Source organism: Streptomyces sp. SDr-06, assembly GCF_003324565.1.
Classification (GTDB): Bacteria; Actinomycetota; Actinomycetes; order Streptomycetales; family Streptomycetaceae; genus Streptomyces.
This window is the reverse complement of record NZ_QOLA01000021.1, coordinates 86,476-112,830: the sequence shown is the minus strand read 5'-3', so window position 1 is coordinate 112,830 and position 26,355 is coordinate 86,476. Positions and strand designations below refer to the sequence as shown.

Sequence of the window (26,355 nt, the reverse complement as noted above, 5' to 3'; positions counted from 1 at the left end):
CCTCCCGGGGGCGGGGCGGTCGGGCGGGGTCGGGAATCGGCCCCGGGCTGTGGACAACTCCCGGGGTGTCGGCGGGGGCGCCTATCGTTGCGAGGGTGAACGGTGAGGCAGTCGACGGACCAGTACGGGGGACAGAGCGATGAGCGCGACGGACGGAACGCGGACGGTGACCGCGGAGCCCGACACCGAGGCCCTGCAGACACTGCACCGCGTCTTCGGATACGAATCCTTCCGCGGCGCCCAGGGCGAGATCATCGAGCACGTCGTGTCCGGCGGCGACGCGGTGGTCCTTATGCCGACCGGCGGCGGAAAGTCGCTCTGCTACCAGATCCCCGCCCTGGTCCGGCCCGGCACCGGCGTCGTGGTCTCCCCCCTCATCGCGCTGATGCAGGACCAGGTGGACGCGCTGCGCGCGCTCGGCGTGCGCGCCGGGTTCATCAACTCCACGCAGGACTTCGACGAGCGCCGCACCGTCGAGGCGGAGCTGCTCGCCGGCGAGCTCGACCTGCTGTACCTGGCCCCCGAGCGGCTGCGCGTGGAGGCCACGCTCGATCTGCTCTCCCGTGCCAAGATCTCCGTCTTCGCCATCGACGAGGCGCACTGCGTCGCCCAGTGGGGCCACGACTTCCGCCCGGACTACCTCGCCCTGTCCCTGCTCGGCGAGCGCTGGCCGGACGTACCGCGCATCGCGCTCACCGCGACCGCCACGGACGCCACGCACCGCGAGATCACCCAGCGCCTCGGAATGCCGCAGGCCCGGCACTTCGTGGCGAGCTTCGACCGGCCGAACATCCAGTACCGGATCGTGCCGAAGAGCGACCCGAAGAAGCAGCTCCTCGCGTTCCTGAAGGAGGAGCACGAGGGGGACGCGGGCATCGTCTACTGCCTCTCGCGGGCCTCGGTGGAGAAGACCGCCCAGTACCTGAGCGACAACGGGGTGCAGGCCGTCCCGTACCACGCGGGCCTCGACGCGGGGACGCGCGCGCTCAACCAGTCGCGCTTCCTGCGGGAGGACGGCCTGGTCGTGGTGGCGACCATCGCCTTCGGCATGGGCATCGACAAGCCGGACGTGCGGTTCGTGGCCCACCTCGACCTGCCGAAGTCGGTCGAGGGCTACTACCAGGAGACCGGCCGCGCGGGGCGCGACGGACTGGCGTCGACGGCCTGGATGGCGTACGGGCTCCAAGACGTCGTCCAGCAGCGCAAGTTGATCCAGAGCGGTGAGGGGGACGAGGCGTTCCGGCGCCGCGCGGCCGCGCATCTGGACGCGATGCTGGCGCTCTGCGAGACCGCCTCGTGCCGCCGGGCCCAGCTCCTGGGCTACTTCGGCCAGGAGGCCGAGTCCGCGAGCTGCGGGAACTGCGACACCTGCCTGACCCCGCCGCAGACGTGGGACGGCACGGTCGCCGCACAGAAGGTCCTGTCCACCGTCGTACGCCTCCAGCGCGAGCGGGGCCAGAAGTTCGGCGCGGGCCAGATCATCGACATCCTGCTCGGCCGCAGGACCGCGAAGATCATCCAGTTCGACCATGACGCGCTGTCCGTCTTCGGCATCGGGGAAGAGCTGTCCGAGGCCCAATGGCGGGGCGTGGTACGGCAGTTGCTTGCGCAGGGACTGCTCGCGGTGGAGGGTGAGTACGGCACGCTGGTCCTGACCGAGCAGAGCGGAGAGGTGCTGGGCGGCGGGCGCGAGGTCCGGATGCGGACGGAGCCGGAGAAGCCGGTGCGGGCGGCGCGCGGCGCGTCGAAGAAGTCCACCGTGGCGGCCGACCTGCCCGCAGAGGTGCTCCCGGTCTTCGAGGCGCTGCGGACGTGGCGCGCGGCCCAGGCGAAGGAGGCGGGGGTTCCGGCGTACGTGATCTTCCACGATGCGACGTTGCGGGAGATCGCGACGGTTCGGCCGGGGTCGATGGGGGAGCTCGGGGCGATCGGTGGGGTGGGCGAGAAGAAGCTGGCCACCTGGGGCGAGGAGGTCCTGGCCCTCCTCACCACCCTGCCCTAGCCGGGGACTGGGGCCTCGCGCCCCAACCCCGATCTCGCCCGCAGACCGTGCGCGCCTACCCCGGAGTGCGCGGTTCCCCGCGCCCCTAAACCCTCGTCCAGCTGCGGACCGTGCGTGGTTGCTCGCGCAGTTCCCCGCGCCCCTGTAGGGGGCCCAGCATGGGCATCCTCAGCCCGTCATGGGGGTCCCCCCTGGCCCTCAAGGCCTTGGGGGAGATTGAGGACGAGCGCCCTTTAGGCGCGAACGGGGTCCGGGGCGGAGCCCCAGGAACGCCTTCAACCCCCGGAAGGCCTCGGGAAGGGGCGGGGTGGGGTGGGGGCCCCGCCCACCCCCTACCGAACAAACACACCCGCACTGTGCGCCAGGTCAAGGAAGTACTGCGGCGCGACACCCAGCACGAGCGTCACCGCGACCCCCACCCCGATCGTGGCCATCGTCAGCGGCGACGGCACCGCGACCGTCGGCCCGTCCGCCTTCGGCTCGCTGAAGAACATCAGCACGATCACCCGGATGTAGAAGAACGCGGCGACCGCCGAGGACACGACACCGACCACGACCAGCGCTCCCGCGCCCCCCTCCGCCGCAGCCTTGAACACGGCGAACTTCCCGGAGAAGCCGGAGGTCAGCGGGATGCCCGCGAAGGCGAGCAGGAAGACCGCGAAGACCGCCGCGACCAGCGGCGAACGGCGGCCGAGCCCCGCCCACTTGGACAGGTGCGTCGCCTCGCCGCCCGCGTCCCGCACCAGCGTGACCACGGCGAACGCGCCGATCGTCACGAACGAGTACGCCGCCAGATAGAACAGCACCGACGAGATGCCGTCCGCGTTGGTCGCGATGACACCGGCCAGGATGAACCCGGCGTGCGCGATCGAGGAGTACGCGAGCAGGCGCTTGATGTCGGTCTGGGTGATCGCGACGACCGCGCCGCCCAGCATCGTGATGATCGCGACGCCCCACATGACCGGCCGCCAGTCCCAGCTCATGCCGGGCAGCACCACGTACAGCAGGCGGAGCAGCGCCCCGAAGGCCGCGACCTTGGTGGCCGCCGCCATGAAGCCGGTCACCGGGGTGGGCGCGCCCTGGTAGACGTCCGGCGTCCACATGTGGAACGGCACCGCGCCGACCTTGAAGAGCAGGCCCATCAGGAGCATCGCGCCGCCGATGAGCAGCAGCGCGTCGTTGCCCATGGTCCCGGCGAGCGCGGGGTCCACGTTCTGGACCGAGCCGCTGACGACGTCGGCGATCGTGGCGTACGAGACGGAGCCCGCGTAGCCGTACAGGAGCGCGATGCCGAAGAGCAGGAAGGCCGAGGAGAACGCGCCGAGCAGGAAGTACTTGACCGCCGCCTCCTGCGACATGAGCCGCTTGCGGCGGGCCACGGCGCACAGCAGGTAGAGCGGGAGGGAGAAGACCTCGAGCGCCACGAACAGGGTCAGCAGGTCGTTCGCCGCCGGGAAGACCAGCATGCCGGAGACCGCGAACAGGGCCAGCGGGAAGACCTCGGTCGTGGTGAACCCGGCCTTGACCGCTGCCTTCTCGCTGTCGCTGCCCGGCACCGAGGCGGCCTGCGCGGCGAAGGAGTCCACCTTGTTGCCGTGCGCCACCGGGTCCAGGCGGCGTTCGGCGAAGGTGAAGACCGCCACGATGGAGGCCAGGAGGATGGTGCCCTGGAGGAAGAGCGCGGGGCCGTCGACCGCGACGGCGCCCATGGCGGCGATGTGCGCCTTGGTCGTGCCGTAGCCGCCGGCCGCGAGGCCGACCACCGCGGCGAAGGCGGCGGCGAGCGCGACCACCGACAGGAACACCTGCGCGTAGTAGCGGCTGCGGCGCGGGACGAAGGCTTCGACGAGGACGCCGAGGAGCGCCGCGCCCACCACGATCAGGGTGGGCGCGAGCTGCGCGTACTCGATGTGCGGCGCGGGGATCTTGTCGAGCTTCCCCCCGGCCGCCGTGGTCCACAGGCTGTGGACAGCTGATGAGCTCACTTGGCCGCCTCCACCACCGGGTTGGGGTCCTTCTTCTGTACGTCCGACATGGTGTGGCCCACCGCCGGGTTGACGATGTTCGTCAGCGGCTTCGGATAGACCCCGAGGAAGATCAGCAGGGCGATCAGCGGGGCCACCACGAGCAGTTCGCGGACCTTGAGGTCGGGCATGCCCTGGATCTCGGCCTTGACGGGTCCGGTCATCGTCCGCTGGTAGAGGACGAGGACGTAGAGCGCGGCCAGGACGATGCCCAGGGTCGCGACCACGCCCGCCGCCGGGTAGCGGCTGAACGTGCCGACCAGGACCAGGAATTCACTGACGAAGGGCGCGAGCCCCGGCAGCGAGAGGGTCGCGAGGCCGCCGATCAGGAACGTGCCGGCCAGCACCGGGGCGACCTTCTGCACCCCGCCGTAGTCCGAGATGAGCCGGGAGCCGCGGCGCGAGATGAGGAAGCCGGCCACCAGCATGAGCGCGGCCGTCGAGATGCCGTGGTTGACCATGTAGAGCGTGGCGCCGGACTGGCCCTGGCTCGTCATCGCGAAGATGCCCATGATGATGAAGCCGAAGTGCGAGATCGACGCGTACGCCACCAGGCGCTTGATGTCGCGCTGGCCGACCGCGAGCAGCGCCCCGTAGATGATGCTGATCACGGCGAGCACCACGATCACCGGCGTCGCCCACTTGCTGGCCTCGGGGAAGAGCTGGAGGCAGAAGCGCAGCATCGCGAAGGTGCCGACCTTGTCGACGACCGCGGTGATGAGCACGGCGACCGGAGCGGTGGCCTCGCCCATCGCGTTGGGCAGCCAGGTGTGCAGCGGCCACAGCGGGGCCTTGACCGCGAAGGCGAAGAAGAAGCCGAGGAACAGCAGCCGCTCGGTGTTGGTCTCCATGTGGAGCGAGCCGCTCGCGCGGGCCGCGGCGATCTCGTTCAGCGAGAACGAGCCCGCCACCACGTAGAGACCGATGACGGCGGCCAGCATGATGAGCCCGCCGACCAGGTTGTAGAGGAGGAACTTGACGGCCGCGTACGAGCGTTGGGTGGCCGCCGCCTCGTCGCCCTGGCCCGGTGCGGCAGCACCATATTGGGAGGGGGCGGCGCGGTCGCCGAAGCCGCCGATGAGGAAGTACATCGGGATGAGCATGGCTTCGAACAGGATGTAGAAGAGGAAGACGTCGGTGGCCTCGAAGGAGAGCACCACCATCGCCTCGACGGCGAGGATCAGGGCGAAGAAGCCCTGCGTCGGCCGCCAGCGGCTGCTGTGGGTCTCCAGGGGGTCGGCGTCGTGCCAGCCAGCCGCGATGATGAACGGGATGAGCAGCGCGGTGAGCCCGATGAGGGCCACGCCGATGCCGTCCACGCCCAGTTCGTAGCGGACGCCGAAGTCCTTGATCCAGGCGTGGGACTCGGTCAACTGGTAACGCGAGCCGCCCGGTTCGAACCGTACGAGCTGGATCGCGGCGAGCACCAGGGTGCCCACCGAGACCAGCAGGGCCAGCCATTTGGCGGCGGTGCGCCGGGCCGCCGGGACGGCCGCGGTCGCGACGGCGCCGAGCGCCGGGAGGGCGGCCGTCGCGGTGAGGAGGGGGAAGGACATCGCGTTACACCGCCCTCATCAGCAGAGTCGCGGCGATGATCACCACAGCACCTCCGAACATCGAGACCGCGTAGCTGCGGGCGAAGCCGTTCTGCAGCTTGCGCAGCCGGCCGGAGAGCCCGCCGACCGAGGCGGCGGTTCCATTGACGACCCCATCGACCAGGCTGTGGTCGAGGTAGACGAGCGAGCGGGTCAGGTGCTCGCCGCCGCGGACCAGGACCACATGGTTGAAGTCGTCCTGGAGCAGGTCGCGGCGGGCGGCCCGGGTGAGCAGCGAGCCGCGCGGGGCGACGGCCGGGACGGGCCCGCGGCCGTACTGGGCGACCGCGAGGCCCACGCCGATCAGCAGGCAGACGATGGTGGCGGCGGTGACCGTCCACTGGCCGACCGGCGAATCGCCGTGGTCGAACGAGGTGATGGGCTCGAGCCACTTCACGAACCGGTCGCCGATGCCGAAGACGCCGCCCGCGAAGACCGAGCCGAAGGCGAGGACGATCATGGGGATCGTCATGGACTTCGGGGACTCGTGCGGGTGCGGCGCGTCGTGGGCGCCCCGGGTCTCGGCGGCGGGTTCCACGCTCGGCTGGTCCGGCGACGGCGTTTTCGCGTGCTTCCAGCGCTCCTCGCCGAAGAAGGTCAGGATCATCACGCGCGTCATGTAGTACGCGGTGATCGCGGCGCCGAGCAGGGTGACCGCGCCGAGGATCCAGCCCTCGGCGCCGCCCTTGGCGAACGCCGCCTCGATGATCTTGTCCTTGGAGAAGAAGCCGGACAGGCCGGGGAAGCCGATGATCGCGAGGTAGCCGAGGCCGAAGGTGACGAAGGTGACCGGCATGTACGTGCGCAGGCCGCCGTACTTGCGCATGTCGACCTCGTCGTTCATGCCGTGCATGACCGAGCCCGCGCCGAGGAACAGCCCGGCCTTGAAGAAGCCGTGCGTCACCAGGTGCATGATCGCGAAGGCGTAGCCGATCGGGCCGAGGCCGGTGGCCAGGATCATGTAGCCGATCTGCGACATCGTCGAGCCGGCCAGCGCCTTCTTGATGTCGTCCTTCGCGCAACCGACGATCGCACCGAACAGGAGCGTGACCGCGCCCACGACCACGACCGCCGTCTGCACGTCCGGCACCGCGTTGAAGATCGCGCCGGAGCGGGTGATCAGGTAGACGCCCGCGGTCACCATCGTCGCCGCGTGGATCAGGGCCGAGACCGGGGTCGGGCCCTCCATCGCGTCGCCGAGCCAGGACTGCAGCGGCACCTGTGCCGACTTGCCGCACGCGGCGAGCAGCAGCATCAGGCCGATGGCGGTGTCGCGGCCCGAGCTCGCCCCGCCGGCCTCACCGAGGACGGTGGAGAAGGCGAACGAGCCGAAGGTCGTGAACATCACCATGATGGCGATCGACAGGCCCATGTCGCCGACCCGGTTGACCAGGAACGCCTTCTTGGCGGCGGTCGCCGCGCTGGGCTTGTGCTGCCAGAAGCCGATGAGCAGGTAGGACGCGAGGCCCACGCCTTCCCAACCGACGTAGAGCAGCAGGTAGTTGTCGGCGAGGACCAGGAGCAGCATCGCCGCGAGGAACAGGTTCAGGTAGGCGAAGAAGCGGCGGCGGTTCTCGTCGTGCTCCATGTAGCCGATCGAGTAGATGTGGATCAGTGTGCCCACACCGGTGATCAGCAGGACGAAGGTCATCGACAGCTGGTCGAGGTGGAAGCCGATGTCGGCCTGGAAACCCGCCACCGGAACCCAGCTGAACAGGTGCTGGGTCACCGTGCGGCCGTCGGCCGGGCGGCCCAGCATGTCGACGAAGAGCACCGCGCCCAGGACGAAGGACGCGCCCGCGAGCACCGTGCCCAGCCAGTGGCCGATCCCGTCCAGTCTCCGTCCGCCGCACAGCAGTACGGCCGCTCCGAGCAGAGGCGCCGCGATGAGCAGGGCGATGAGGTTGTCTGTGTTTCCCACGGTTCTAGCGACCCCTTACAGCTTCATCAGGCTGGCGTCGTCGACCGAGGCCGAGTGGCGGGAACGGAAGAGCGACACGATGATCGCGAGCCCGACCACGACCTCCGCGGCGGCGACGACCATCGTGAAGAACGCGATGATCTGGCCGTCGAGGTTGCCGTGCAGCCGGGAGAAGCAGACGAACGCGAGGTTGCAGGCGTTGAGCATCAGCTCGACGCACATGAAGACCACGATCGCGTTCCGCCTGATGAGCACTCCGGCGGCGCCGATGGTGAACAACAGGGCTGACAGATAGAGATAGTTGACCGGATTCACTTGACCGCCTCCTCGTCCCGGCCGAGCCGCTCCTCGGAGCGCTGCTCCAGGGCCTTGAGGTCGGCGAGCGCCTCGTCGGACACGTCACGGATCTGGCCGCGGCCGCGGAGCGTCTGGTTGACGGTGAGCTCCGACGGGGTGCCGTCGGGGAGCAGGCCCGCGATGTCCACCGCGTTGTGCCGGGCGTAGACGCCGGGGGCGGGCAGCGGGGGCAGGTGCTTGCCGCGTACGCGCTCCTCGGACATCTCCCGCTGGGTCTTGGCGCGCTCGGTGCGCTCCCGGTGGGTGAGCACCATCGCGCCGACCGCCGAGGTGATCAGCAGGGCGCCGGTGATCTCGAAGGCGAAGACGTACTTGGTGAAGATGAGGGCGGCGAGACCCTCGACGTTTCCGTTGGCGTTGGCCTGGCCGAGGCCGGTGAAGGTCTTCAGCGAGGCGTTGGCGATGCCCGCGACGAGGAGCACCCCGAAGCCGAGCCCGCAGGCCGCGGCCCACCAGCGCTGGCCCTTGATCGTCTCCTTCAGCGAGTCGGCGGCCGTGACGCCCACCAGCATGACGACGAAGAGGAACAGCATCATGATCGCGCCGGTGTAGACGACGATCTGGACGACTCCCAGGAAGTACGCCCCGTTGGCGAGGTAGAAGACCGCGAGGATGATCATGGTCCCGGCCAGGCACAGCGCACTGTGCACGGCCTTCTTCATGAGCATGGTGCACAGCGCGCCGATCACGGCGACCGTGCCGAGCACCCAGAACTGGAAGGCCTCGCCCGTGGAGGTGTGCGAGGCGGCCGCGGCGGCCAGCACCGCGCTCATGCGCCCACCACCTTCCGGGACGCGGGCTCGTCCTCACCGAAGGTGGATGCGCCCTCCTGGGGCCGCTCGCCCTTGCTGAGCGCCACCTGCCGGACGGTGCCGGGCGCGGCCTCGGTGACCAGGCCCCGGTAGTAGTCCTGCTCGTCCATGCCCGGATGGATCGCGTGCGGGGTGTCGACCATGGTGTCGTCGAGCCCGGCGAGCAGCTGCTCCTTGGTGTAGATCAGGTTCTCGCGGGAGGAGTCGGCCAGCTCGAACTCGTTGGTCATCGTCAGCGCCCGGGTGGGGCAGGCCTCGATGCACAGGCCGCACAGGATGCAGCGGGCGTAGTTGATCTGGTAGACCCGGCCGTAGCGCTCGCCCGGCGAGTAGCGCTCCTCGTCCGTGTTGTCCGCGCCCTCCACATAGATGGCGTCGGCCGGACAGGCCCAGGCGCACAGCTCGCAGCCCACGCACTTCTCCAGGCCGTCCGGGTGCCGGTTGAGCTGGTGGCGGCCGTGGAAGCGCGGCGCTGTGACCTTCTGCTGCTCCGGATACTGCTCGGTCAGCCGCTTCTTGAACATGGCCTTGAAGGTCACGCCGAAGCCGGCCACCGGGTTGAGGAACTTCTCCCCCGACTCTCCGGGCTTCCCCGACTCCCCGGGCTTCGCGGACTTCTCCGACTTCCCGGTCGATGACTCAGACACCGTCGCCCTCCCTTCCCTCTCGGTCACTCTCAGTATCGACGCCACCACTGACAATCAACTCGCGCTCGTGGCGCGGCCGTCGGCGGGGTACGGGCGGAAGGGTCTGTCCGGGCAGCGGCGGCACCGGGAACCCGCCGGCCATCGGGTCGAAGGCGGCGGACGGCGTCTGCGCCTGCGCGTCCTCCTTCTTGCCGCGGAAGACGTCCGCGACGAAGGAGAGGAGCAGCACGGCGACCACCGCGCCGCCCACGTACAGCACGATCTTCGAGAAGTCGTAGCCGTCGTTGCGCAGCGCCCGGACGGTCGCGACCAGCATCAGCCAGAGCACCGAGACCGGGATGAGGACCTTCCACCCCAGCTTCATCAGCTGGTCGTAGCGGACCCGGGGCAGGGTGCCGCGCAGCCAGATGAAGAAGAAGAGCAGCAGCTGGACCTTGATGACGAACCAGAGCATCGGCCACCAGCCGTGGTTCGCGCCCGCCCAGAAGGTGCTGATGGGCCAGGGGGCCCGCCAGCCGCCGAGGAAGAGGGTGACCGAGACGGCCGAGACGGTGACCATGTTGACGTACTCGGCGAGCATGAACATCGCGAACTTGATGGACGAGTACTCGGTGTTGAAGCCGCCGACCAGGTCGCCCTCGGACTCCGGCATGTCGAACGGCGCCCGGTTGGTCTCGCCGACCATCGTGATGATGTAGATGATGAAGGAGACCGGCAGCAGCACGATGTACCAGCGGTCGCCCTGCGCCTCGACGATCTTCGAGGTCGACATCGACCCCGAGTAGAGGAACACCGAGGCGAACGCCGCGCCCATGGCGATCTCGTACGAGATCATCTGCGCGCACGAGCGGAGACCGCCGAGCAGCGGGTACGTCGAACCGGACGACCAGCCCGCGAGCACGATGCCGTAGATGCCGACCGAGGCCACCGCCAGCACGTAGAGCATGGCGATCGGCAGGTCGGTGAGCTGCATCGTGGTGCGGTGGCCGAAGATCGAGACCTCGTTGCCCGCGGGCCCGAACGGGATCACGGCGATCGCCATGAAGGCCGGGATCGCGGCGATGATCGGGGCCAGCACGTAGACGACCTTGTCCGCGCGCTTGACGATGACGTCTTCCTTCAGCATCAGCTTGATGCCGTCGGCGAGCGACTGGAGCATGCCCCAGGGGCCGTGGCGGTTGGGGCCGATGCGCAGTTGCATCCAGGCGACGACCTTGCGCTCCCACACGATGGAGAACAGCACGGTCACCATCAGGAAGGCGAAGCAGAAGACCGCCTTGACGACGACGAGCCACCAGGGATCGCGGCCGAACAGGGAGAGGTCCTCCGCAGCGAGCGTGATCACGCCTCCACCACCTCCGAGGGGGCTTGCGTAACGGCCGGGCCGATCCGCACGACCTGTCCGGGGACCGCGCCGGTGTCCGCGGTGACGCCGGCGCCGACGGAGTTCAGCGGCAGCCACACCACCCGGTCGGGCATCTCGCTCACCTGGAGCGGGAGGCGGACGTGGCCGGACGGACCGGTGACTTCGAGCAGGTCGCCGTCCTTGACGCCGGCCTCGGCCGCGGTGGCCGCGGACAGCCGGGCCACGGCGGCGTGCCGGGTGCCCGCCAGCGCCTCGTCGCCGTCCTGGAGCGAGCCCTGGTCGAGCAGCAGCCGGTGCCCGGCGAGCACCGCCTCGCCCTCGGCGGGCCGGGGCAGCGGCTGCGCCGGCTCCAGGGGCTCGCTCGCGCGCGGTCCGTCCCAGGTGCCGAGCCGCGTCATCTCACGGCGTACGGCCCGGACATCGGGCAGCGCGAAGTGACTGTGTTCCCCAGCGCCTCCGGCGCGGGCCAGGACATCGGCCAGCATGTGCAGCACCCGCGCGTCGGTCGGGGCCAGGGCCCGGGTCATCTGCTCCGGCTTCAGCGCGGCCTCGAACAGGCGCGCCCTGCCTTCCCAGTTGAGGAAGGTGCCGGACTTCTCGACGACGGCCGCGACCGGGAGGACCACGTCCGCGTGGGCGGTGACCTCGGTGGGCCGCAGCTCCAGGCTGACCACGAACGTCTCCGCGAGGGCCTGGCGGGCCCGCGCCGGGTCCGGCAGGTCCGCCGGGTCGACGCCCGCGACGACCAGCGCGCCCAGTTCGCCGGTGGCCGCGGCCTCGACGATCTGGCCGGTGTCGCGGCCGTAGCGGTGCGGGAGTTCACGTACGCCCCAGGCCGAGGCGACCTCCTCGCGGGCGCGCGGGTCGGTGGCCGGGCGGCCGCCGGGCAGCAGCGACGGGATCGCGCCCGCCTCCACCGCGCCGCGCTCGCCGGCCCGGCGCGGGATCCACACCAGTTCGGCGCCGGTCGCCGTGGCGGCGCGTACGGCGGCGGTCAGCGCGCCGGGCACGCCGGCGAGCCGCTCGCCGACGACGAGGACGGCGCCCGGGGCGCGCAGGGCCTCGGCCGCCTTCGCGCCGTCGGCGTCCAGGCCGACGCCGCCCGCGAGCGCGTCCAGCCACTCGGTCTCGGTGCCGGGCGCGGCGGGCAGCAGGGTGCCGCCCGCCTTCTCCAGGCCGCGCGTCATGTGGGTGGCGAGCGCGTAGGTGCGCTGGCCGTGCTTGCGCCAGGCCTTGCGCAGCCGCAGGAAGACGCCGGGCGCCTCCTCCTCGGACTCGAAGCCGACCAGCAGGACGGCCGGCGCCTTCTCCAGGGAGGTGTGGGTGACGCCCCGCCCGTCGAGGTCGCGGCCGTGTCCCGCGACCCGGGCCGCCAGGAAATCGGCCTCCTCGGCGGAGTGGACGCGGGCCCGGAAGTCGACGTCGTTGGTGTCGAGGGCGATCCGCGCGAACTTGGCGTAGGCGTAGGCGTCCTCGACGGTCAGGCGTCCGCCCGCGAGCACCCCGGCCCGGCCGCGCGCGGCGGACAGCCCGGCGGCGGCCGCCTCCAGCGCCTCGGGCCAGCTCGCCGGTGCGAGCTCACCCGTGGCGGCGTCGCGTACCAGCGGCGTGGTCAGCCGGTCCGGCTGCTGCGCGTACCGGAAGCCGAACCGGCCCTTGTCGCAGAGCCACTCCTCGTTGACCTCCGGGTCCTCGGCCGCCAGTCGCCGCATGACCTTGCCGCGCCGGTGGTCGGTGCGGGTCGCGCAGCCGCCCGCGCAGTGCTCGCACACCGACGGCGACGACACGAGGTCGAAGGGCCGTGAGCGGAAGCGGTACGCCGCCGAGGTGAGGGCGCCGACCGGGCAGATCTGGATGGTGTTCCCGGAGAAGTACGACTCGAAGGGGTCGCCCTCGCCGGTGCCGACCTGCTGGAGCGCGCCCCGCTCGATCAGTTCGATCATCGGGTCGCCGGCGATCTGGTTGGAGAACCGGGTGCAGCGGGCGCACAGCACGCAGCGCTCGCGGTCCAGGAGCACCTGGGTGGAGATCGGCACCGGCTTCTCGTAGGTGCGCTTGCGGCCCTCGAAACGCGAGTCCGTGTCGCCGACCTGCATCGCCTGGTTCTGCAGCGGGCACTCGCCGCCCTTGTCGCAGACCGGGCAGTCCAACGGGTGGTTGATCAGGAGGAGTTCCATCACGCCGCGCTGGGCCTTCTCGGCGACCGGCGAGGAGAGCTGGGACTTGACCACCATGCCGTCGGTGCAGGTGATGGTGCAGGACGCCATCGGCTTGCGCTGGCCCTCGACCTCGACGATGCACTGGCGGCAGGCGCCGGCCGGGTCGAGCAGGGGGTGGTCGCAGAACCGCGGGATCTCGATGCCGAGCTGTTCGGCGGCGCGGATCACCAGGGTGCCCTTGGGGACGCTGATGTCGATGCCGTCGATGGTCAGCGAGACGAGATCCTCCGCCGGCACGGCCGCCTCGCCGCCCCCGGAGGAAGCGCTACTCGTCGTCACAGTCATGCGTTCACCTCCGTGCTGTCGTCCGCCCAGGCCGTGGACCTGGCGGGGTCGAAGGGGCAGCCCTTGCCCGTGATGTGCTGCTCGTACTCGTCGCGGAAGTACTTGAGCGAGGAGAAGATCGGCGAGGCGGCGCCGTCGCCGAGCGCGCAGAACGACTTGCCGTTGATGTTGTCGGCGATGTCGTTCAGCTTGTCGAGGTCTTCCATCGAGCCCTTGCCCGCCTCGATGTCGCGGAGCAACTGGACCAGCCAGTACGTCCCTTCGCGGCACGGGGTGCACTTGCCGCAGGACTCGTGGGCGTAGAACTCGGTCCAGCGGGTGACGGCCCGCACCACGCAGGTCGTCTCGTCGAAGCACTGGAGCGCCTTGGTGCCGAGCATCGACCCGGCCGCGCCCACGCCCTCGTAGTCCAGCGGCACGTCGAGGTGCTCGTCGGTGAACATCGGGGTCGAGGAGCCGCCCGGCGTCCAGAACTTGAGCCGGTGGCCGGGCCGCATCCCGCCGCTCATGTCGAGCAGCTGGCGCAGGGTGATGCCGAGCGGCGCCTCGTACTGGCCGGGGCTCGCGACGTGCCCGCTCAGCGAGTACAGCGTGAAGCCCGGGGACTTCTCGCTGCCCATGGATGTGAACCAGTCCTTGCCCCGGTGCAGGATCGCGGGAACCGAGGCGATGGATTCGACGTTGTTCACGACAGTGGGGCACGCGTACAGACCGGCCACCGCGGGGAAGGGGGGGCGCAGCCGGGGCTGGCCGCGCCGGCCTTCGAGCGAGTCCAGGAGTGCGGTCTCCTCGCCGCAGATGTACGCGCCCGCGCCCGCGTGCACGGTGAGTTCGAGGTCAAGGCCGCTGCCCAGGATGTCCTTGCCGAGGAAGCCCGCCGCGTACGCCTCGCGCACGGCCTCGTGCAGCCGCCGCAGTACGGGGACGACTTCGCCGCGCAGATAGATGAAGGCGTGCGAGGAGCGGATCGCGTAGCAGGCGATCACGATGCCCTCGATGAGGGAGTGCGGGTTGGCGAACAGGAGCGGGATGTCCTTGCAGGTCCCGGGCTCCGACTCGTCGGCGTTGACCACCAGGTAGTGCGGCTTGCCGTCGCCCTGCGGGATGAACTGCCACTTCATTCCGGTGGGGAAGCCCGCGCCGCCGCGGCCGCGCAGACCGGAGTCCTTGACGTACGCGATGAGGTCGTCCGGCGTCATGGCGAGCGCCTTGCGCAGGCCTTCGTAGCCGTCGTGGCGGCGGTAGGTCTCCAGGGTCCAGGACTCGGGCTGGTCCCAGAAGGCGGAGAGGACGGGTGCCAGGAGCTTCTCGGGGCTGCTCCCGTTCCCGTTTCCCTCGATCTCGGTTGCCAAGGTCATCACTCCCCCTCCTCGTTGACCGGACCCGCCGGGTGCTCGGGGTCGGACGCCGAGGTCGGCTGCGGTGCGTCGTGGGAGCTCAAGTGCTGGGCGCCCGGCTGGGGTTCGTCGTGCGCTGCCTCGCCGCGCGGGTGGACCACGCGGGCCGCGGGCGTCTCGCCCCTGGCCAGCCGCAGGCCGACCAGTGAGGCCGGGCCCGCGCCGCCGGTCGCGGCGACGGCGCCGGGGCGCTCGTCGGGGAAGCCGGCCAGGATGCGCGCGGTCTCCTTGTACGTGCACAGGGGGGCGCCGCGGGTGGGTTCGACCTGGCGGCCCGCGCGCAGGTCGTCGACGAGGCGCTTGGCGCTCTCGGGGGTCTGGTTGTCGAAGAACTCCCAGTTGACCATCACGACGGGCGCGAAGTCGCAGGCGGCGTTGCACTCGATGTGTTCGAGCGTCACCTTGCCGTCGTCGGTGGTCTCGTTGTTGCCGACGCCGAGGTGCCGCTTCAGCTCGTCGAAGATGGCGTCGCCGCCCATGACCGCGCACAGGGTGTTGGTGCACACCCCGACCTGGTAGTCGCCGGACGGCTTGCGGCGGTACATGGAGTAGAAGGTGGCGACGGCGGTGACCTCGGCCGTCGTCAGCTTCAGGAGGTCGGCGCAGAAGGCCATGCCGGTGCGCGTGACGTGGCCCTCCTCCGCCTGGACGAGGTGGAGCAGCGGCAGCAGCGCGGAGCGGCTGTCGGGGTAGCGGGCGATGATCTCCCTGCCGTCCGCTTCGAGCCGGGCGCGTACATCGGCCGGGTAGTCGGGCGCGGGCAGTTGAGGCATGCCCAGTTGGATGTCTGTCACCGGTCGACGCCTCCCATCACGGGGTCGATGGACGCGACGGCGACGATGACGTCGGCGACCTGGCCGCCCTCGCACATGGCCGCCATGGCCTGCAGATTGGTGAAGGACGGGTCGCGGAAGTGGACCCGGTAGGGGCGGGTGCCGCCGTCGGAGACGACGTGCACGCCGAGTTCGCCCTTGGGCGACTCGACGGCGGTGTAGGCCTGTCCGGCCGGGACCCGGAAGCCCTCGGTCACCAGCTTGAAGTGGTGGATCAGGGACTCCATCGAGGTGCCCATGATCTTCTTGATGTGGTCGAGGGAGTTGCCGAGTCCGTCCGGTCCGAGCGCGAGCTGCGCGGGCCAGGCGATCTTCTTGTCCTCGACCATGACCGGTCCCGGCTGAAGCCGGTCCAGGCACTGCTCGACGATCCTGAGCGACTGGCGCATCTCCTCCAGGCGGACCAGGAAGCGGCCGTAGGAGTCGCAGGTGTCTGCGGTCGGGACGTCGAAGTCGTAGGTCTCGTAGCCGCAGTACGGGTCGGTCTTGCGCAGGTCGTGCGGCAGGCCGGCCGAGCGCAGGATGGGCCCGGTGGCGCCGAGCGCCATGCAGCCCGTCAGGTCGAGGTAGCCGACGTCCTGCATACGGGCCTTGAAGATGGGGTTGCCGGTGGCGAGCTTGTCGTACTCCGGCAGGTTCTTCTTCATGGTCTTCACGAACTCGCGGAGCTGGTCCATGGCGCCCGGGGGCAGGTCCTGGGCGAGCCCGCCGGGGCGGATGAACGCGTGGTTCATGCGCAGGCCGGTGATCAGCTCGTAGAGGTCGAGAATGAGTTCACGATCCCGGAATCCGTAGATCATGATCGTGGTCGCGCCCAGCTCCATGCCGCCGGTCGCGATGCACACCAGGTGCGAGGAGAGCCGGTTGAGCTCCATGAGCAGGACGCGGATGACCGAGGCCCGGTCGGGGATCTGGTCGGTGATGCCGAGGAGCTTCTCGACACCGAGGCAGTACGCCGTCTCGTTGAAGAACGGCGTCAGGTAGTCCATGCGCGTGACGAAGGTGGTGCCCTGCGTCCAGGTGCGGAATTCGAGGTTCTTCTCGATGCCGGTGTGCAGATAACCGATTCCGCAGCGGGCCTCGGTGACGGTCTCGCCCTCGATCTCCAGGATCAGCCGGAGCACGCCGTGCGTGGAGGGGTGCTGGGGACCCATGTTGACGACGATGCGCTCGTCGTCGGCCTTCGCCGCGGACTGGACGACCTCGTCCCAGTCGCCCCCGGTGACCGTGTAGACGGTCCCCTCGGTGGTCTCGCGGGCGGACGCCTGCGACGTTCCGTTGGATGTGGACATCAGCTGTACGACCTCCGCTGGTCCGGAGCCGGGATCTGGGCGCCCTTGTACTCGACCGCGATGCCGCCGAGGGGGTAGTCCTTGCGCTGCGGGAAGCCCTGCCAGTCGTCCGGCATCATGATCCGGGTGAGGGCGGGGTGGCCGTCGAAGACGATGCCGAAGAAGTCGTACGTCTCGCGCTCGTGCCAGTCGTTGGTCGGGTAGACCTCGACGAGCGAGGGGATGTGCGGATCGCTGTCGGGGGCGCTCACTTCGAGCCGGATGAGCCGGCCGTGCGTCAGGGACCGCAGGTGGTAGACGGCGTGCAGCTCGCGCCCCGTGTCCCCGAGGAAGTGGACGCCGCTCACGCCCGTACAGAGTTCGAAGCGCAGGGCGGGGTCGTCGCGCAGGGTGCGGGCGACGCGTACGAGGTGCTCGCGCGCGATGTGGAAGGTCAGCTCGCCGCGGTCGACCACCGTCTTCTCGATGGCGTTGCCGGGCAGCAGGTCCTGCTCCTCCAGCGCGCCTTCGAGTTCGTCGGCCACCTCGTCGAAGTAGCCGCCGTAGGGCCGCGAGGCGGCGCCGGGCAGCGCGACGGTGCGCACGAGGCCGCCGTAGCCGCTGGTGTCGCCGCCGTCCGCGGCCCCGAACATGCCCTTGCGTACGCCGATGACCTCGCCGGTGTCGTCGCGCTGGGCGGGCACGCCGTTCTGTTCCGGAGTGTCGGGAGAGCTCACCGCAGCAGCCCCTTCATCTCAATGGTGGGAAGCGCCTTGAGGGCCGCCTCCTCCGCCTCGCGGGCCGCTTCCTCCTGGTTGACCCCGAGCTTGGAGCCCTGGATCTTCTGGTGGAGCTTGAGGATGGCGTCCAGGAGCATCTCGGGCCGGGGTGGGCAGCCGGGCAGGTAGATATCAACCGGGACAATGTGGTCAACACCCTGAACAATGGCGTAATTGTTGAACATTCCGCCCGATGAGGCGCAAACCCCCATGGAAATGACCCACTTGGGGTTGGGCATCTGGTCGTAGACCTGCCGCAGCACCGGCGCCATCTTCTGGCTGACCCGGCCGGCCACGATCATCAGGTCGGCCTGGCGCGGGGAGCCGCGGAAGACCTCCATGCCGAAACGGGCCAGGTCGTAGCGGCCCGCACCGGTCGTCATCATCTCGATGGCACAGCAGGCCAGGCCGAAGGTGGCGGGGAAGACGGACGCCTTGCGCACCCAGCCCGCGGCCTGTTCAACGGTGGTCAGCAGAAAGCCGCTAGGCAGTTTCTCTTCGAGTCCCATAGGTGCCCCTCAGCCCCTCAGTCCCATTCCAGGCCGCCGCGCCGCCACACATACGCGTAGGCGACGAAGACGGTGAGCACGAAGAGCAGCATCTCCACGAGCCCGAAAAGCCCCAGGGCGTCGAAGGTGACGGCCCAGGGGTAGAGGAAGACGATCTCGATGTCGAAGACGATGAAGAGCATCGCCGTCAGGTAGTACTTGATGGGGAAGCGGCCGCCGCCGGCCGGCGTGGGAGTGGGTTCGATGCCGCACTCGTACGCCTCAAGTTTCGCCCGGTTGTACCTTTTTGGACCGATTAGCGTGGCCATGACCACGGAAAAGATCGCAAACCCTGCCCCGAGGGCGCCGAGCACGAGGATGGGCGCGTAGGCATTCACGCTCCTCGCTCCTTCCAGTCGTCCTTGACCGTTGGACCGCACACGGGCTTCACGAACGCCTCTCCGCCTCCCGTTTTGCGAGAAGATCGCGTACATGTGAGGCAGTTCACAAGCCCGACTGCCCCGCATCCTATGCCCGGCGGTCTGTGATCTGCGACACGGGGTGCGACAACGCCTTTGTGATCTCCACCACCTGACGAAGGATCATGAAGTCGGATGAGCGGTGATCTTCATACGCGAAGCGCCTGAGTGATCACGAGACGTGACATTCGATGGTGTTGCCGCTGGTCGTCGGCCGTCTGGCGTTATCAAGGGATGTGCGCTACAGGCAAATTGGCGGTGGACGGCCATCCGGTGATAAGCGGCCGCTCGTCACTCGCGAGAGGGACTTCGGCGCCGAAAGGTGGACGTGTGCACACCTTCACGAGAGCCGCCTCGCCCCTTCGGCCGACTGGATCTCCCGCGATGTGACCTGCGTCACTCGTCAACCGGTGCTGAATCAACGGGGCTTGGCCATCGACGTGAGGGGATGGTAAGCGCCGGGCAATTCGGGCGTTTCATGGAAAACACATGATCACAGCCCTGATCGCGCGTGCCAGGTTTGTCCGTTACGGCGTCAATAAGTGCTGGCAAGAAGCGGATTCGGCGCGTCCGCCATCAACTGTGGCGCAGCACACGTTTCTTGAAGGGAACCCTGTACCCCTGATAGCGGTTGTACCCATGTCCCACACCGCTCACATACCCAGCCACCGGAAGCCCCGCCGCAGCGCCTCGAAGGTCACGCTCCGGGCCGGAGTTGCCGGTGGCGTACTCAGCACCATCGCGCTGGCAGGTGCGGCCGCTCCCGCCATCGCCGCTCAGCCGGTGACCGAGACCATCGAGATGCCGACGCTGACGGGCGACCTCGCGACCACCGCGGCCGCCACGGCGCAGGCCACCAAGACGGTCGCCGCCGACCTCCAGCTCCAGGCCGCCCGGGACGCCGCCGCGTCCAGCGCCGCCAAGGACGCCAAGAAGGCCAAGGACGACGCCGACCAGAAGGCCGCCGAGGCCAAGGCGAAGGCCGACGCCGAGGCGAAGGCCAAGGCCGACGCCGCCGCGCGCGCCTCCCGTTCCTCCGAGCGCACCACGCTCAGCGCCTCCGCCGGCACCACCTCGGGCAGCGCGTCCTTCAAGTCCTCGACCGCGACCGGCTCCGCCGCCGCCATCGTGAACTTCGCGCTGGCCCAGGTCGGCAAGGCGTACGTCTCCGGCGCCACCGGCCCCAGCGCGTACGACTGCTCCGGTCTCGTGCAGGCCGCCTACCGTCAGGCCGGCGTCGACCTGCCGCGCGTCTCGCAGGACCAGTCGGCCACCGGCACCCAGGTCTCGCTGTCCAACCTCCAGCCGGGCGACGTCCTGTACTGGGGCAGCTCCGGCTCCGCGTACCACGTGGCGATCTACGTGGGCGGCGGCAAGTTCGTCGGCGCGCAGAACTCCTCCACCGGCGTCGTGGAGCGCAGCATGGACTGGGACCAGCCCACCGGCGCCGTCCGCATTCTCTGAGGCGCCCAGCGGCCTTCTGAGCCGCATCCGCACCGCCTGCAAGGGCCGTGGCTCCCCCGCTCGGGAGCCACGGCCCTTCGGCATGCCCGGAATGTGTTGAACTCTGCCTGTCGGCGGGCAGAGTTCACCTATCAGGGGGTGGGCGCATGGACGAGCAGGTTCGGGACGCGGATCCGCAGCCGTACGAGGTCTACGCCGACGGGCTCGGCATGTTCGCCGCCATCGGGATCGTGTTCGTGGTGTTCGGCCTGTGGATGCTCACCGGCATCCGCCCGTGGCACGGCCCGGTCGACTGGTCCAAGCTCGCCTTCGGGTGGGGTTTCGCCCTGTTCGTCCTGGGCGCCGGCACGTTCCTCGTCCTCGCGTGCGTGTACGGCGCGGTGCGGCCGGTCATCCGCGCGGACGCGACCGGGATACACCTCGCCACGCGTTTCGACGCGCCCTGGTCCGAGGTGCGGGAGATCGAGGTCGGCACCGTGGCCATCTGGGAGCACGGGGACGAGAGCACAGCGGGCGGCTACGAGCACCACCGCGCGGTGTGGGTGACGCTGCACAGCGGCAAGCGGCACGAGTACGTGGCGCGCCGCCAGGGCGGGGACCTCTCCGCCGATGAACTGCGCACCGGTCTGTCCCGGTTCGCCGGAGAGGTCCCCGTCCGCTGGACGGACACGGTGGAGCGCCGCAGCTAGCGGCGGACCCGGTTCAGGCCTTGGGGGCCACCTTCGAGAGGCCGTTGATGATGCGGTCCATCGCGTCGCCGCCCGTCGGGTCGGTGAGGTTGGCCAGCATCTTCAGCGTGAACTTCATCAGCATCGGGTGGGTGAGCCCGCGCTGGGTGGCGATCTTCATGACCTTCGGGTTGCCGATGAGCTTCACGAAGGCGCGGCCCAGCGTGTAGTAGCCGCCGTAGGTGTCCTTGAGGATCTTCGGGTAGGCGTGCAGCGCCAGTTCGCGCTGCGAGGGCGTCGCGCGGGCGTGCGCCTGCACGATGACGTCCGCCGCGATCTGCCCCGACTCCATGGCGTACGCGATGCCTTCGCCGTTGAACGGGTTGACCAGACCGCCCGCGTCACCCACGAGCAGCAGGCCCTTGGTGTAGTGCGGCTGGCGGTTGAAGGCCATCGGCAGGGCGGCGCCGCGGATCGGGCCCGTCATGTTCTCGGGGGTGTAGCCCCAGTCCTCGGGCATGGAGGCGCACCACGCCTTGAGGATCTCGCGCCAGTCCAGCTCCCGGAACGCGGAGGAGGAGTTGAGGATGCCGAGGCCGACGTTGGACGTGCCGTCGCCCATGCCGAAGATCCAGCCGTAGCCCGGGAGCAGCCGGTCCTGCGGGCCGCGCCGGTCCCACAACTCCAGCCAGGACTCCAGGTAGTCGTCGTCGTGGCGCGGCGAGGTGAAGTACGTCCGCACGGCGACGCCCATCGGGCGGTCCTCGCGGCGGTGCAGTCCCATGGCGAGCGAGAGCCGCGTCGAGTTGCCGTCGGCGGCGACCACGAGCGGGGCGTGGAAGGTGACCGGGGTCTTCTCCTCGCCGAGCTTGGCGTTGACGCCGGTGATGCGGCCGTTGCGCTCGTCGATGATCGGGGCGCCCACGTTGCAGCGCTCGTACAGCCGCGCCCCGGCCTTCTGCGCCTGCCGGGCCAGCTGCTCGTCGAAGTCGTCGCGCTTGCGCACGAGTCCGTAGTCCGGGTACGAGGCGAGGTCGGGCCAGTCGAGCTGGAGCCGGACGCCGCCGCCGATGATCCGCAGGCCCTTGTTCCGCAGCCAGCCCGCCTCTTCGGAGATGTCGATCCCCATCGAGACCAGCTGCTTGGTGGCGCGCGGGGTCAGGCCGTCGCCGCACACCTTCTCGCGCGGGAAGGCGGTCTTCTCCAGGAGCAGCACGTCGAGTCCGGCCTTGGCCAGGTAGTACGCGGTCGTCGAACCGGCCGGGCCGGCGCCGACGACGATCACGTCCGCGGTGTGTTCGGAGAGCGGCTCGGTCACAGCGGGATCTCCCGAAGACTCGAATTTGCGTGCCGAGAAGCACAGGACATGTGCAGTCTATGGGTGGCTGTTGATCGACATCGCGAAGGGTTGCCCACGCCATGAGCTCTGTGTCCCCCGTGCCGGAGAAGTCCCTGCCCGCCGTGCGGCTGCGCGTGCCCACCGAGGAGGACGCCTACGCCTGGCACCGGGTTTTCGACGACCCCGACGTGATGGAGTTCCACGGCGGCGCCTCGGCGGAGGTCTCCGTCTACGAGGAGCTGACCGCCCGCCAGCGCAAGCACGACGCCGAACACGGCTTCTGCCTGTGGACGATGCTGGACGAGGACGGCGAGGTGATCGGCTTCACCGGTGCCCAGCCGTGGCCCCTGGACGACTGGGGTCCGGTCGGCGAGATCGAGATCGGCTGGCGTCTGGACCGCGCGCGCTGGGGCCGCGGATACGCGACGGCGGCGGCGCGGGCGACCCTGGACCGGGTGCGCGCCGCCGGGATTTCCCACGTGGTGGCGATGATCCATCCGGACAACGCCCGCTCGGTGGCGGTGGCGGAACGGCTCGGGATGACCCTGTCCAGAACGTACCCGTCCCGGAAGCTCGGGGTGGACGCGCTCTGTTTCCGCCTGGAACTGGCGGGTTGAGCGAAGGGGTGCGGGGGCCGCGCCCCCGCACCGCCGCGCTCAGGCCTTGAACCCGCGGTGCAGCGCCACGACCCCGCCGGTGAGGTTGCGCCAGGCCACCTTGGCCCAGCCGGCCTCCTGGAGCCTGCTCGCGAGGGCGCTCTGGTCCGGCCAGGCACGGATCGACTCGGCGAGGTAGACGTACGCCTCCGGGTTGGACGAGACGGCCGTGGCCACCGGGGGCAGTGCCCGCATCAGGTACTCGGTGTACACCGTCCGGAACGGCTTCCACGTCGGCTGCGAGAACTCGCAGATCACGACCCGGCCGCCCGGCTTGGTGACCCGGTACATCTCGCGCAGCGCGGCGTCCGTGTCCTGGACGTTGCGCAGCCCGAAGGAAATGGTCACCGCGTCGAAGGTGTCGTCGCGGAACGGCAGCTTCGTCGCGTCGCCCGCCGTGAACGGCATGTGGGGCTGGCGCTCCTTGCCGACCCGCAGCATCCCTAGCGAGAAGTCGCAGGGCACGGTGTACGCGCCCGCCGCGGCGAACGGCCGCGAGGAGGTGGCCGTGCCCGCCGCGAGGTCGAGCACCTTCTGCGCGGGGCGCGCGTCGACCGCCTTCGCGACCTCCTTGCGCCACAGCCGGGTCTGCCCGAGGGAGAGCACGTCGTTGGTGAGGTCGTAGTGTGCCGCGACGTCGTCGAACATCGAGGCGACTTCGTGCGGCTGCTTGTCCAGGGATGCGCGGGTCACGCTTCCATTCAAGCAGGACGCGGCTCGCGCCCGGGTGCCCGGCCCTCACCGGCACAGCCGGGGAACGTACATTCTCCTTTCCGTGCCACGGGGCGCGGAGTCACGAGAGCGGGTGCGCACGACATGCGGAGTTTCCTGAGGGTGCCGGTGGCGGGGGTCGGTGCCGTGGCCGCGCTGATGTGCGCGGGGTGCTCCGCGACCCCGGACGCGGCCCCGGCCGTCCCGTCCAAGCCGGTCCCGCGCGCGGCCCTGAACAGCACGTACTCCCCCTACGTCAGCGCCACCACGGCCACGCCGACCGACGCGGTGGGCTCCCCTGCCGTCTACAACCTGGCGTTCGCCATCGCCCACGGCAACACCTGCCGGGCGGTGTGGGACGACGACACCGCCATCGTGGACCAGGACGTCAAGGACCGGGCGGCCGCGCTGCGCACGTCGGGCGCCGCGGTGCGGGTGTCCTTCGGCGGGCAGGCCGGCAAGGAACTGGCGCTGACCTGCGGGACGCCCACGGAGCTGGCGGCCGCCTACGGCTCGGCGCTGGACGCGGCCGGGGCCACCGAGGCCGACTTCGACATCGAGGGCGCGGCGCTGGCCGACTCCGCCGCGCTCACCCGGCGGGCCGAGGCGATAGCCCTGCTCCAGAAGCAGCGGGGCCTCAAGGTGACGTTCACGCTCGCGGTGATGCCGACGGGACTCACACCTGAGGGCGTGGCCCTGTTGAAGTCGGCCAAGGACCACGGGGTGAAGGTCTCCACCGTCAACGTGATGACGATGAACTACGGCACGTCGTTCGGCGGGAACATGGGCGACTACGCGGTGCGGGCCGCGACCGCCGCGCACGGCCAGCTCCAGCGGGTCCTGGGCCTGTCCGACCAGGCGGCCTGGCAGGGGCTCGGGGTCACGTCGATGATCGGCGTCAACGACGTGAAGGGCGAGACGTTCACGCTCGACGACGCCGCGAAAGTACGGGGGTTCACGAAGGACAAGGGCGTCGGCCGGGTGTCCCTGTGGGTGACCTACCGCGACCAGAAGTGTGCCGATGGCGTCAACTCTGCTGTGGCGCAGGCCAGTTGCAGTGGTGTCGACCAGGCGCCGGGCGCCTTCGCGAAGGCGCTGTCGGGGAGCTGAGGGGCTAGCGGCGCCGGTGCAGCAGCCGTCCGCCGATGACGGTGGCGACACAGGTCCCGGCCCCCTGGGCGAGCAGAGCGGCCTCGTCCGGCACCGCGAACACCGCGAACCGGGCGGGGGCGCCCACCACGAGCGGGGCGCGGAAGGCGGCGGCGGGGGAGGCCGCGGCCAGCGGGTCGAGCACGGCCGGGCCCTCGGCCGCACCGCCCGGCAGCACCTCGAGCCCCGCGCGGTGCACGGCGGTTCGCACCGAGGGGGTGGTGAGCCGGGCCGCCACCGCGACCACACCGCGGGCCAGCAGCTTCTGGGTGCAGCGCCGCGCGCTGTTGCCCCGGCGGGACTCGCTCGGCGCGAGGGCGGCGAGCGCGGTACCGGTCAGCGGTTCGGTGCCGAGCTCGTCGGCCTCGAAGGGGTCGTCCGGGAAGTAGGTGTGTTCGAGCAGGGCCGTGCCGTGCCGGTTGACCAGGCCGGGCGTGAGCAGGCCGGGCCAGCGGCGGACGCGGGCGGCGGGGTGCGCGGCCGCGACGTCCTCGTACGGGCCGATCGCCGCGATCCGGTCGCCGTCGACCAGGACCGCGCCGCCCGGGATCTCGGTGGAGTCCCCGGGCAGCACCAGCTCGGCCGCGTGGAGCGTCAGCACGTCAGGAACACGCCTCAGTTGGAGGCGAGGAGCTTCAGCTCCGGGTGGGCGGTGCCGCCCTCGATCGCGGTCGAGGAGATGTGCGACTGGACGCGCGTGTCGACCGGGTCGTTCGCCGGGTCGTCGTGCACGACGAGGTGCTCGTAGGTGGTGGCGCGCTGGGCGGGCACACGGTCCGCCTTGCGGATCATGTCGATCATCTCGATGAGGTTGGAGCGGTGCTTGGCACCGGCCGACGAGACGACGTTCTCCTCCAGCATGACCGAGCCGAGGTCGTCGGCGCCGTAGTGCAGCGACAGCTGGCCGACCTCCTTGCCGGTGGTGAGCCAGGAGCCCTGGATGTGGGCGATGTTGTCGAAGAACAGCCGCGCGATGGCGATCATGCGCAGGTACTCGAAGAGCGTCGCCTGGGTGCGGCCCTTGAGGTGGTTGTTCTCCGGCTGGTACGTGTACGGGATGAACGCGCGGAAGCCGCCCGTGCGGTCCTGCACGTCGCGGATCATGCGCAGGTGCTCGATGCGCTCGGCGTTGGTCTCGCCCGTGCCCATGAGCATGGTGGAGGTGGACTCCACACCCAGGCCGTGCGCGGTCTCCATGATCTCCAGCCAGCGCTCGCCGGACTCCTTGAGCGGGGCGATCGCCTTGCGCGGCCGCTCGGGCAGCAGCTCGGCGCCGGCCCCCGCGAAGGAGTCGAGTCCGGCGGCGTGGATGCGGCTGATCGCCTCTTCCACGCTCACCTTGGAGATGCGGGCCATGTGCTCGACCTCGGAGGCGCCGAGGGAGTGGATGACCAGCTGCGGGTAGGCCTTCTTGATCGCGGCGAAGTGCTCTTCGTAGTACTCGACGCCGAAGTCGGGGTGGTGGCCGCCCTGGAACATGATCTGGGTGCCGCCCAGCTCGACGGTCTCCGCGCAGCGGCGCAGGATGTCGTCGAGGTCGCGGGTCCAGCCCTTGGCGGTGTCCTTGGGCGCGGCGTAGAAGGCGCAGAACTTGCACGCCGTCACGCAGACGTTCGTGTAGTTGATGTTCCGCTCGATGATGTACGTCGCGATGTGCTCGGTACCCGCGTACCGGCGGCGGCGCACCGCGTCGGCGGCGGCGCCGAGCGCGTGCAGCGGCGCGGACCGGTACAGGTCCAGCGCTTCCTCCGGGGTGATCCGCCCGCCCTCGGCGGCACGGTCGAGAACGGACTGAAGATCGGCCTTCTCAGTCACCGGGGGTGTCCCTTTCGGAGGGGTTGGATGTCTGGGGTGCGGCGCGGAGCGCCTCGTTCGGGGTGGTGGTGGGAGACG

23 protein-coding genes are annotated in these 26,355 nt (G+C 70.1%); 5 read left to right on the top strand and 18 right to left on the bottom strand.

Features of this window, described 5'->3' with window-relative positions; all coding sequences use genetic code 11:
* The first annotated feature begins 139 nt into the window (after positions 1–139).
* Complete coding sequence (gene recQ, locus DT019_RS31365) at positions 140–2,002, top strand: DNA helicase RecQ (RefSeq protein ID WP_114040355.1); 1,863 nt, start codon at positions 140–142, stop codon at positions 2,000–2,002.
* A gap of 332 nt (positions 2,003–2,334) precedes the next feature.
* Here the strand turns inward: recQ and nuoN are convergent, their stop codons facing one another.
* Genes nuoN through DT019_RS31295 form a run of 14 tightly spaced genes read right to left on the bottom strand, consistent with a single transcriptional unit; the run spans position 2,335 to position 18,394 of the window.
* Positions 2,335–3,987 carry an NADH-quinone oxidoreductase subunit NuoN gene (gene nuoN / locus DT019_RS31360; protein ID WP_114040354.1) on the bottom strand — a complete coding sequence of 551 codons (1,653 nt, stop codon included), beginning with the start codon at positions 3,985–3,987 and terminating at the stop codon, positions 2,335–2,337.
* Positions 3,984–5,582, bottom strand: a complete 1,599-nt coding sequence (locus DT019_RS31355) for an NADH-quinone oxidoreductase subunit M (RefSeq protein WP_114040353.1) — start codon at positions 5,580–5,582, stop codon at positions 3,984–3,986. The genes nuoN and DT019_RS31355 overlap by 4 nt, the downstream gene beginning before the upstream one ends.
* A 4-nt stretch (positions 5,583–5,586) precedes the next feature.
* Positions 5,587–7,542, bottom strand: coding sequence for an NADH-quinone oxidoreductase subunit L (gene nuoL / locus DT019_RS31350; RefSeq protein WP_114040352.1), 1,956 nt, complete (start codon positions 7,540–7,542; stop codon positions 5,587–5,589).
* A 15-nt stretch (positions 7,543–7,557) separates the two neighbouring features.
* The gene (nuoK, locus tag DT019_RS31345; protein ID WP_114040351.1) at positions 7,558–7,857 is read right to left on the bottom strand and encodes an NADH-quinone oxidoreductase subunit NuoK; all 300 of its coding nucleotides are present in this window, start codon (positions 7,855–7,857) and stop codon (positions 7,558–7,560) included.
* Positions 7,854–8,672 (bottom strand): NADH-quinone oxidoreductase subunit J, encoded by an 819-nt coding sequence (locus tag DT019_RS31340; protein WP_114040350.1) that lies wholly within the window; start codon positions 8,670–8,672, stop codon positions 7,854–7,856. The genes nuoK and DT019_RS31340 overlap by 4 nt, the downstream gene beginning before the upstream one ends.
* A complete protein-coding gene (nuoI, locus tag DT019_RS31335; RefSeq protein ID WP_114040349.1) occupies positions 8,669–9,358 on the bottom strand; it encodes an NADH-quinone oxidoreductase subunit NuoI in 690 nt (229 codons plus the stop codon). Before nuoI ends, DT019_RS31340 begins: the two co-directional genes overlap by 4 nt.
* Positions 9,351–10,703 (bottom strand): NADH-quinone oxidoreductase subunit NuoH, encoded by a 1,353-nt coding sequence (gene nuoH / locus DT019_RS31330; protein ID WP_114040348.1) that lies wholly within the window; start codon positions 10,701–10,703, stop codon positions 9,351–9,353. The genes nuoI and nuoH overlap by 8 nt, the downstream gene beginning before the upstream one ends.
* On the bottom strand, positions 10,700–13,228 hold the full coding sequence (locus DT019_RS31325; RefSeq protein WP_114040347.1) for an NADH-quinone oxidoreductase subunit G: 2,529 nt from the start codon (positions 13,226–13,228) through the stop codon (positions 10,700–10,702). The genes nuoH and DT019_RS31325 overlap by 4 nt, the downstream gene beginning before the upstream one ends.
* Positions 13,225–14,586, bottom strand: coding sequence for an NADH-quinone oxidoreductase subunit NuoF (nuoF, locus tag DT019_RS31320; RefSeq protein WP_114040346.1), 1,362 nt, complete (start codon positions 14,584–14,586; stop codon positions 13,225–13,227). Before nuoF ends, DT019_RS31325 begins: the two co-directional genes overlap by 4 nt.
* On the bottom strand, positions 14,586–15,398 hold the full coding sequence (gene nuoE / locus DT019_RS31315; protein ID WP_114040381.1) for an NADH-quinone oxidoreductase subunit NuoE: 813 nt from the start codon (positions 15,396–15,398) through the stop codon (positions 14,586–14,588). Before nuoE ends, nuoF begins: the two co-directional genes overlap by 1 nt.
* A 17-nt stretch (positions 15,399–15,415) precedes the next feature.
* A complete protein-coding gene (locus DT019_RS31310) occupies positions 15,416–16,750 on the bottom strand; it encodes an NADH-quinone oxidoreductase subunit D (RefSeq protein ID WP_114040345.1) in 1,335 nt (444 codons plus the stop codon).
* The gene (locus tag DT019_RS31305) at positions 16,750–17,466 is read right to left on the bottom strand and encodes an NADH-quinone oxidoreductase subunit C (protein WP_114040344.1); all 717 of its coding nucleotides are present in this window, start codon (positions 17,464–17,466) and stop codon (positions 16,750–16,752) included. Before DT019_RS31305 ends, DT019_RS31310 begins: the two co-directional genes overlap by 1 nt.
* On the bottom strand, positions 17,463–18,017 hold the full coding sequence (locus DT019_RS31300) for a NuoB/complex I 20 kDa subunit family protein (RefSeq protein WP_114040343.1): 555 nt from the start codon (positions 18,015–18,017) through the stop codon (positions 17,463–17,465). The genes DT019_RS31305 and DT019_RS31300 overlap by 4 nt, the downstream gene beginning before the upstream one ends.
* Before the next feature lie 17 nt (positions 18,018–18,034).
* Positions 18,035–18,394 carry an NADH-quinone oxidoreductase subunit A gene (locus tag DT019_RS31295; protein WP_030494815.1) on the bottom strand — a complete coding sequence of 120 codons (360 nt, stop codon included), beginning with the start codon at positions 18,392–18,394 and terminating at the stop codon, positions 18,035–18,037.
* Positions 18,395–19,114: 720 nt separating this feature from the next.
* Here DT019_RS31295 and DT019_RS31290 point away from each other — a divergent pair.
* Both DT019_RS31290 and DT019_RS31285 read left to right on the top strand, forming a co-directional pair.
* On the top strand, positions 19,115–19,939 hold the full coding sequence (locus tag DT019_RS31290; protein WP_114040342.1) for a C40 family peptidase: 825 nt from the start codon (positions 19,115–19,117) through the stop codon (positions 19,937–19,939).
* Positions 19,940–20,085: 146 nt separating this feature from the next.
* On the top strand, positions 20,086–20,628 hold the full coding sequence (locus DT019_RS31285) for a hypothetical protein (RefSeq protein ID WP_114040341.1): 543 nt from the start codon (positions 20,086–20,088) through the stop codon (positions 20,626–20,628).
* A gap of 13 nt (positions 20,629–20,641) precedes the next feature.
* Here DT019_RS31285 and DT019_RS31280 read toward each other — a convergent pair whose 3' ends face one another.
* Complete coding sequence (locus DT019_RS31280) at positions 20,642–21,925, bottom strand: geranylgeranyl reductase family protein (protein ID WP_114040340.1); 1,284 nt, start codon at positions 21,923–21,925, stop codon at positions 20,642–20,644.
* Positions 21,926–22,026: 101 nt separating this feature from the next.
* Here DT019_RS31280 and DT019_RS31275 point away from each other — a divergent pair, with 101 nt between their 5' ends.
* Positions 22,027–22,563: a GNAT family N-acetyltransferase gene (locus tag DT019_RS31275; RefSeq protein WP_114040339.1), complete on the top strand. Its 537-nt coding sequence runs from the start codon at positions 22,027–22,029 to the stop codon at positions 22,561–22,563.
* A 39-nt stretch (positions 22,564–22,602) separates the two neighbouring features.
* Here DT019_RS31275 and DT019_RS31270 read toward each other — a convergent pair whose 3' ends face one another.
* Complete coding sequence (locus tag DT019_RS31270; protein ID WP_114040338.1) at positions 22,603–23,295, bottom strand: demethylmenaquinone methyltransferase; 693 nt, start codon at positions 23,293–23,295, stop codon at positions 22,603–22,605.
* A gap of 123 nt (positions 23,296–23,418) precedes the next feature.
* On the opposite strand from DT019_RS31270, the gene DT019_RS31265 reads away from it, so the two are divergent.
* Positions 23,419–24,423, top strand: coding sequence for a chitinase (locus tag DT019_RS31265; RefSeq protein WP_114040337.1), 1,005 nt, complete (start codon positions 23,419–23,421; stop codon positions 24,421–24,423).
* Between the two features lie 4 nt (positions 24,424–24,427).
* Here the strand turns inward: DT019_RS31265 and DT019_RS31260 are convergent, their stop codons facing one another.
* Complete coding sequence (locus DT019_RS31260) at positions 24,428–25,063, bottom strand: imidazolonepropionase-like domain-containing protein (RefSeq protein WP_114040336.1); 636 nt, start codon at positions 25,061–25,063, stop codon at positions 24,428–24,430.
* A gap of 14 nt (positions 25,064–25,077) precedes the next feature.
* Positions 25,078–26,277 (bottom strand): cyclic dehypoxanthinyl futalosine synthase, encoded by a 1,200-nt coding sequence (gene mqnC / locus DT019_RS31255; RefSeq protein ID WP_114040335.1) that lies wholly within the window; start codon positions 26,275–26,277, stop codon positions 25,078–25,080.
* Positions 26,278–26,355: the final 78 nt, after the last annotated feature.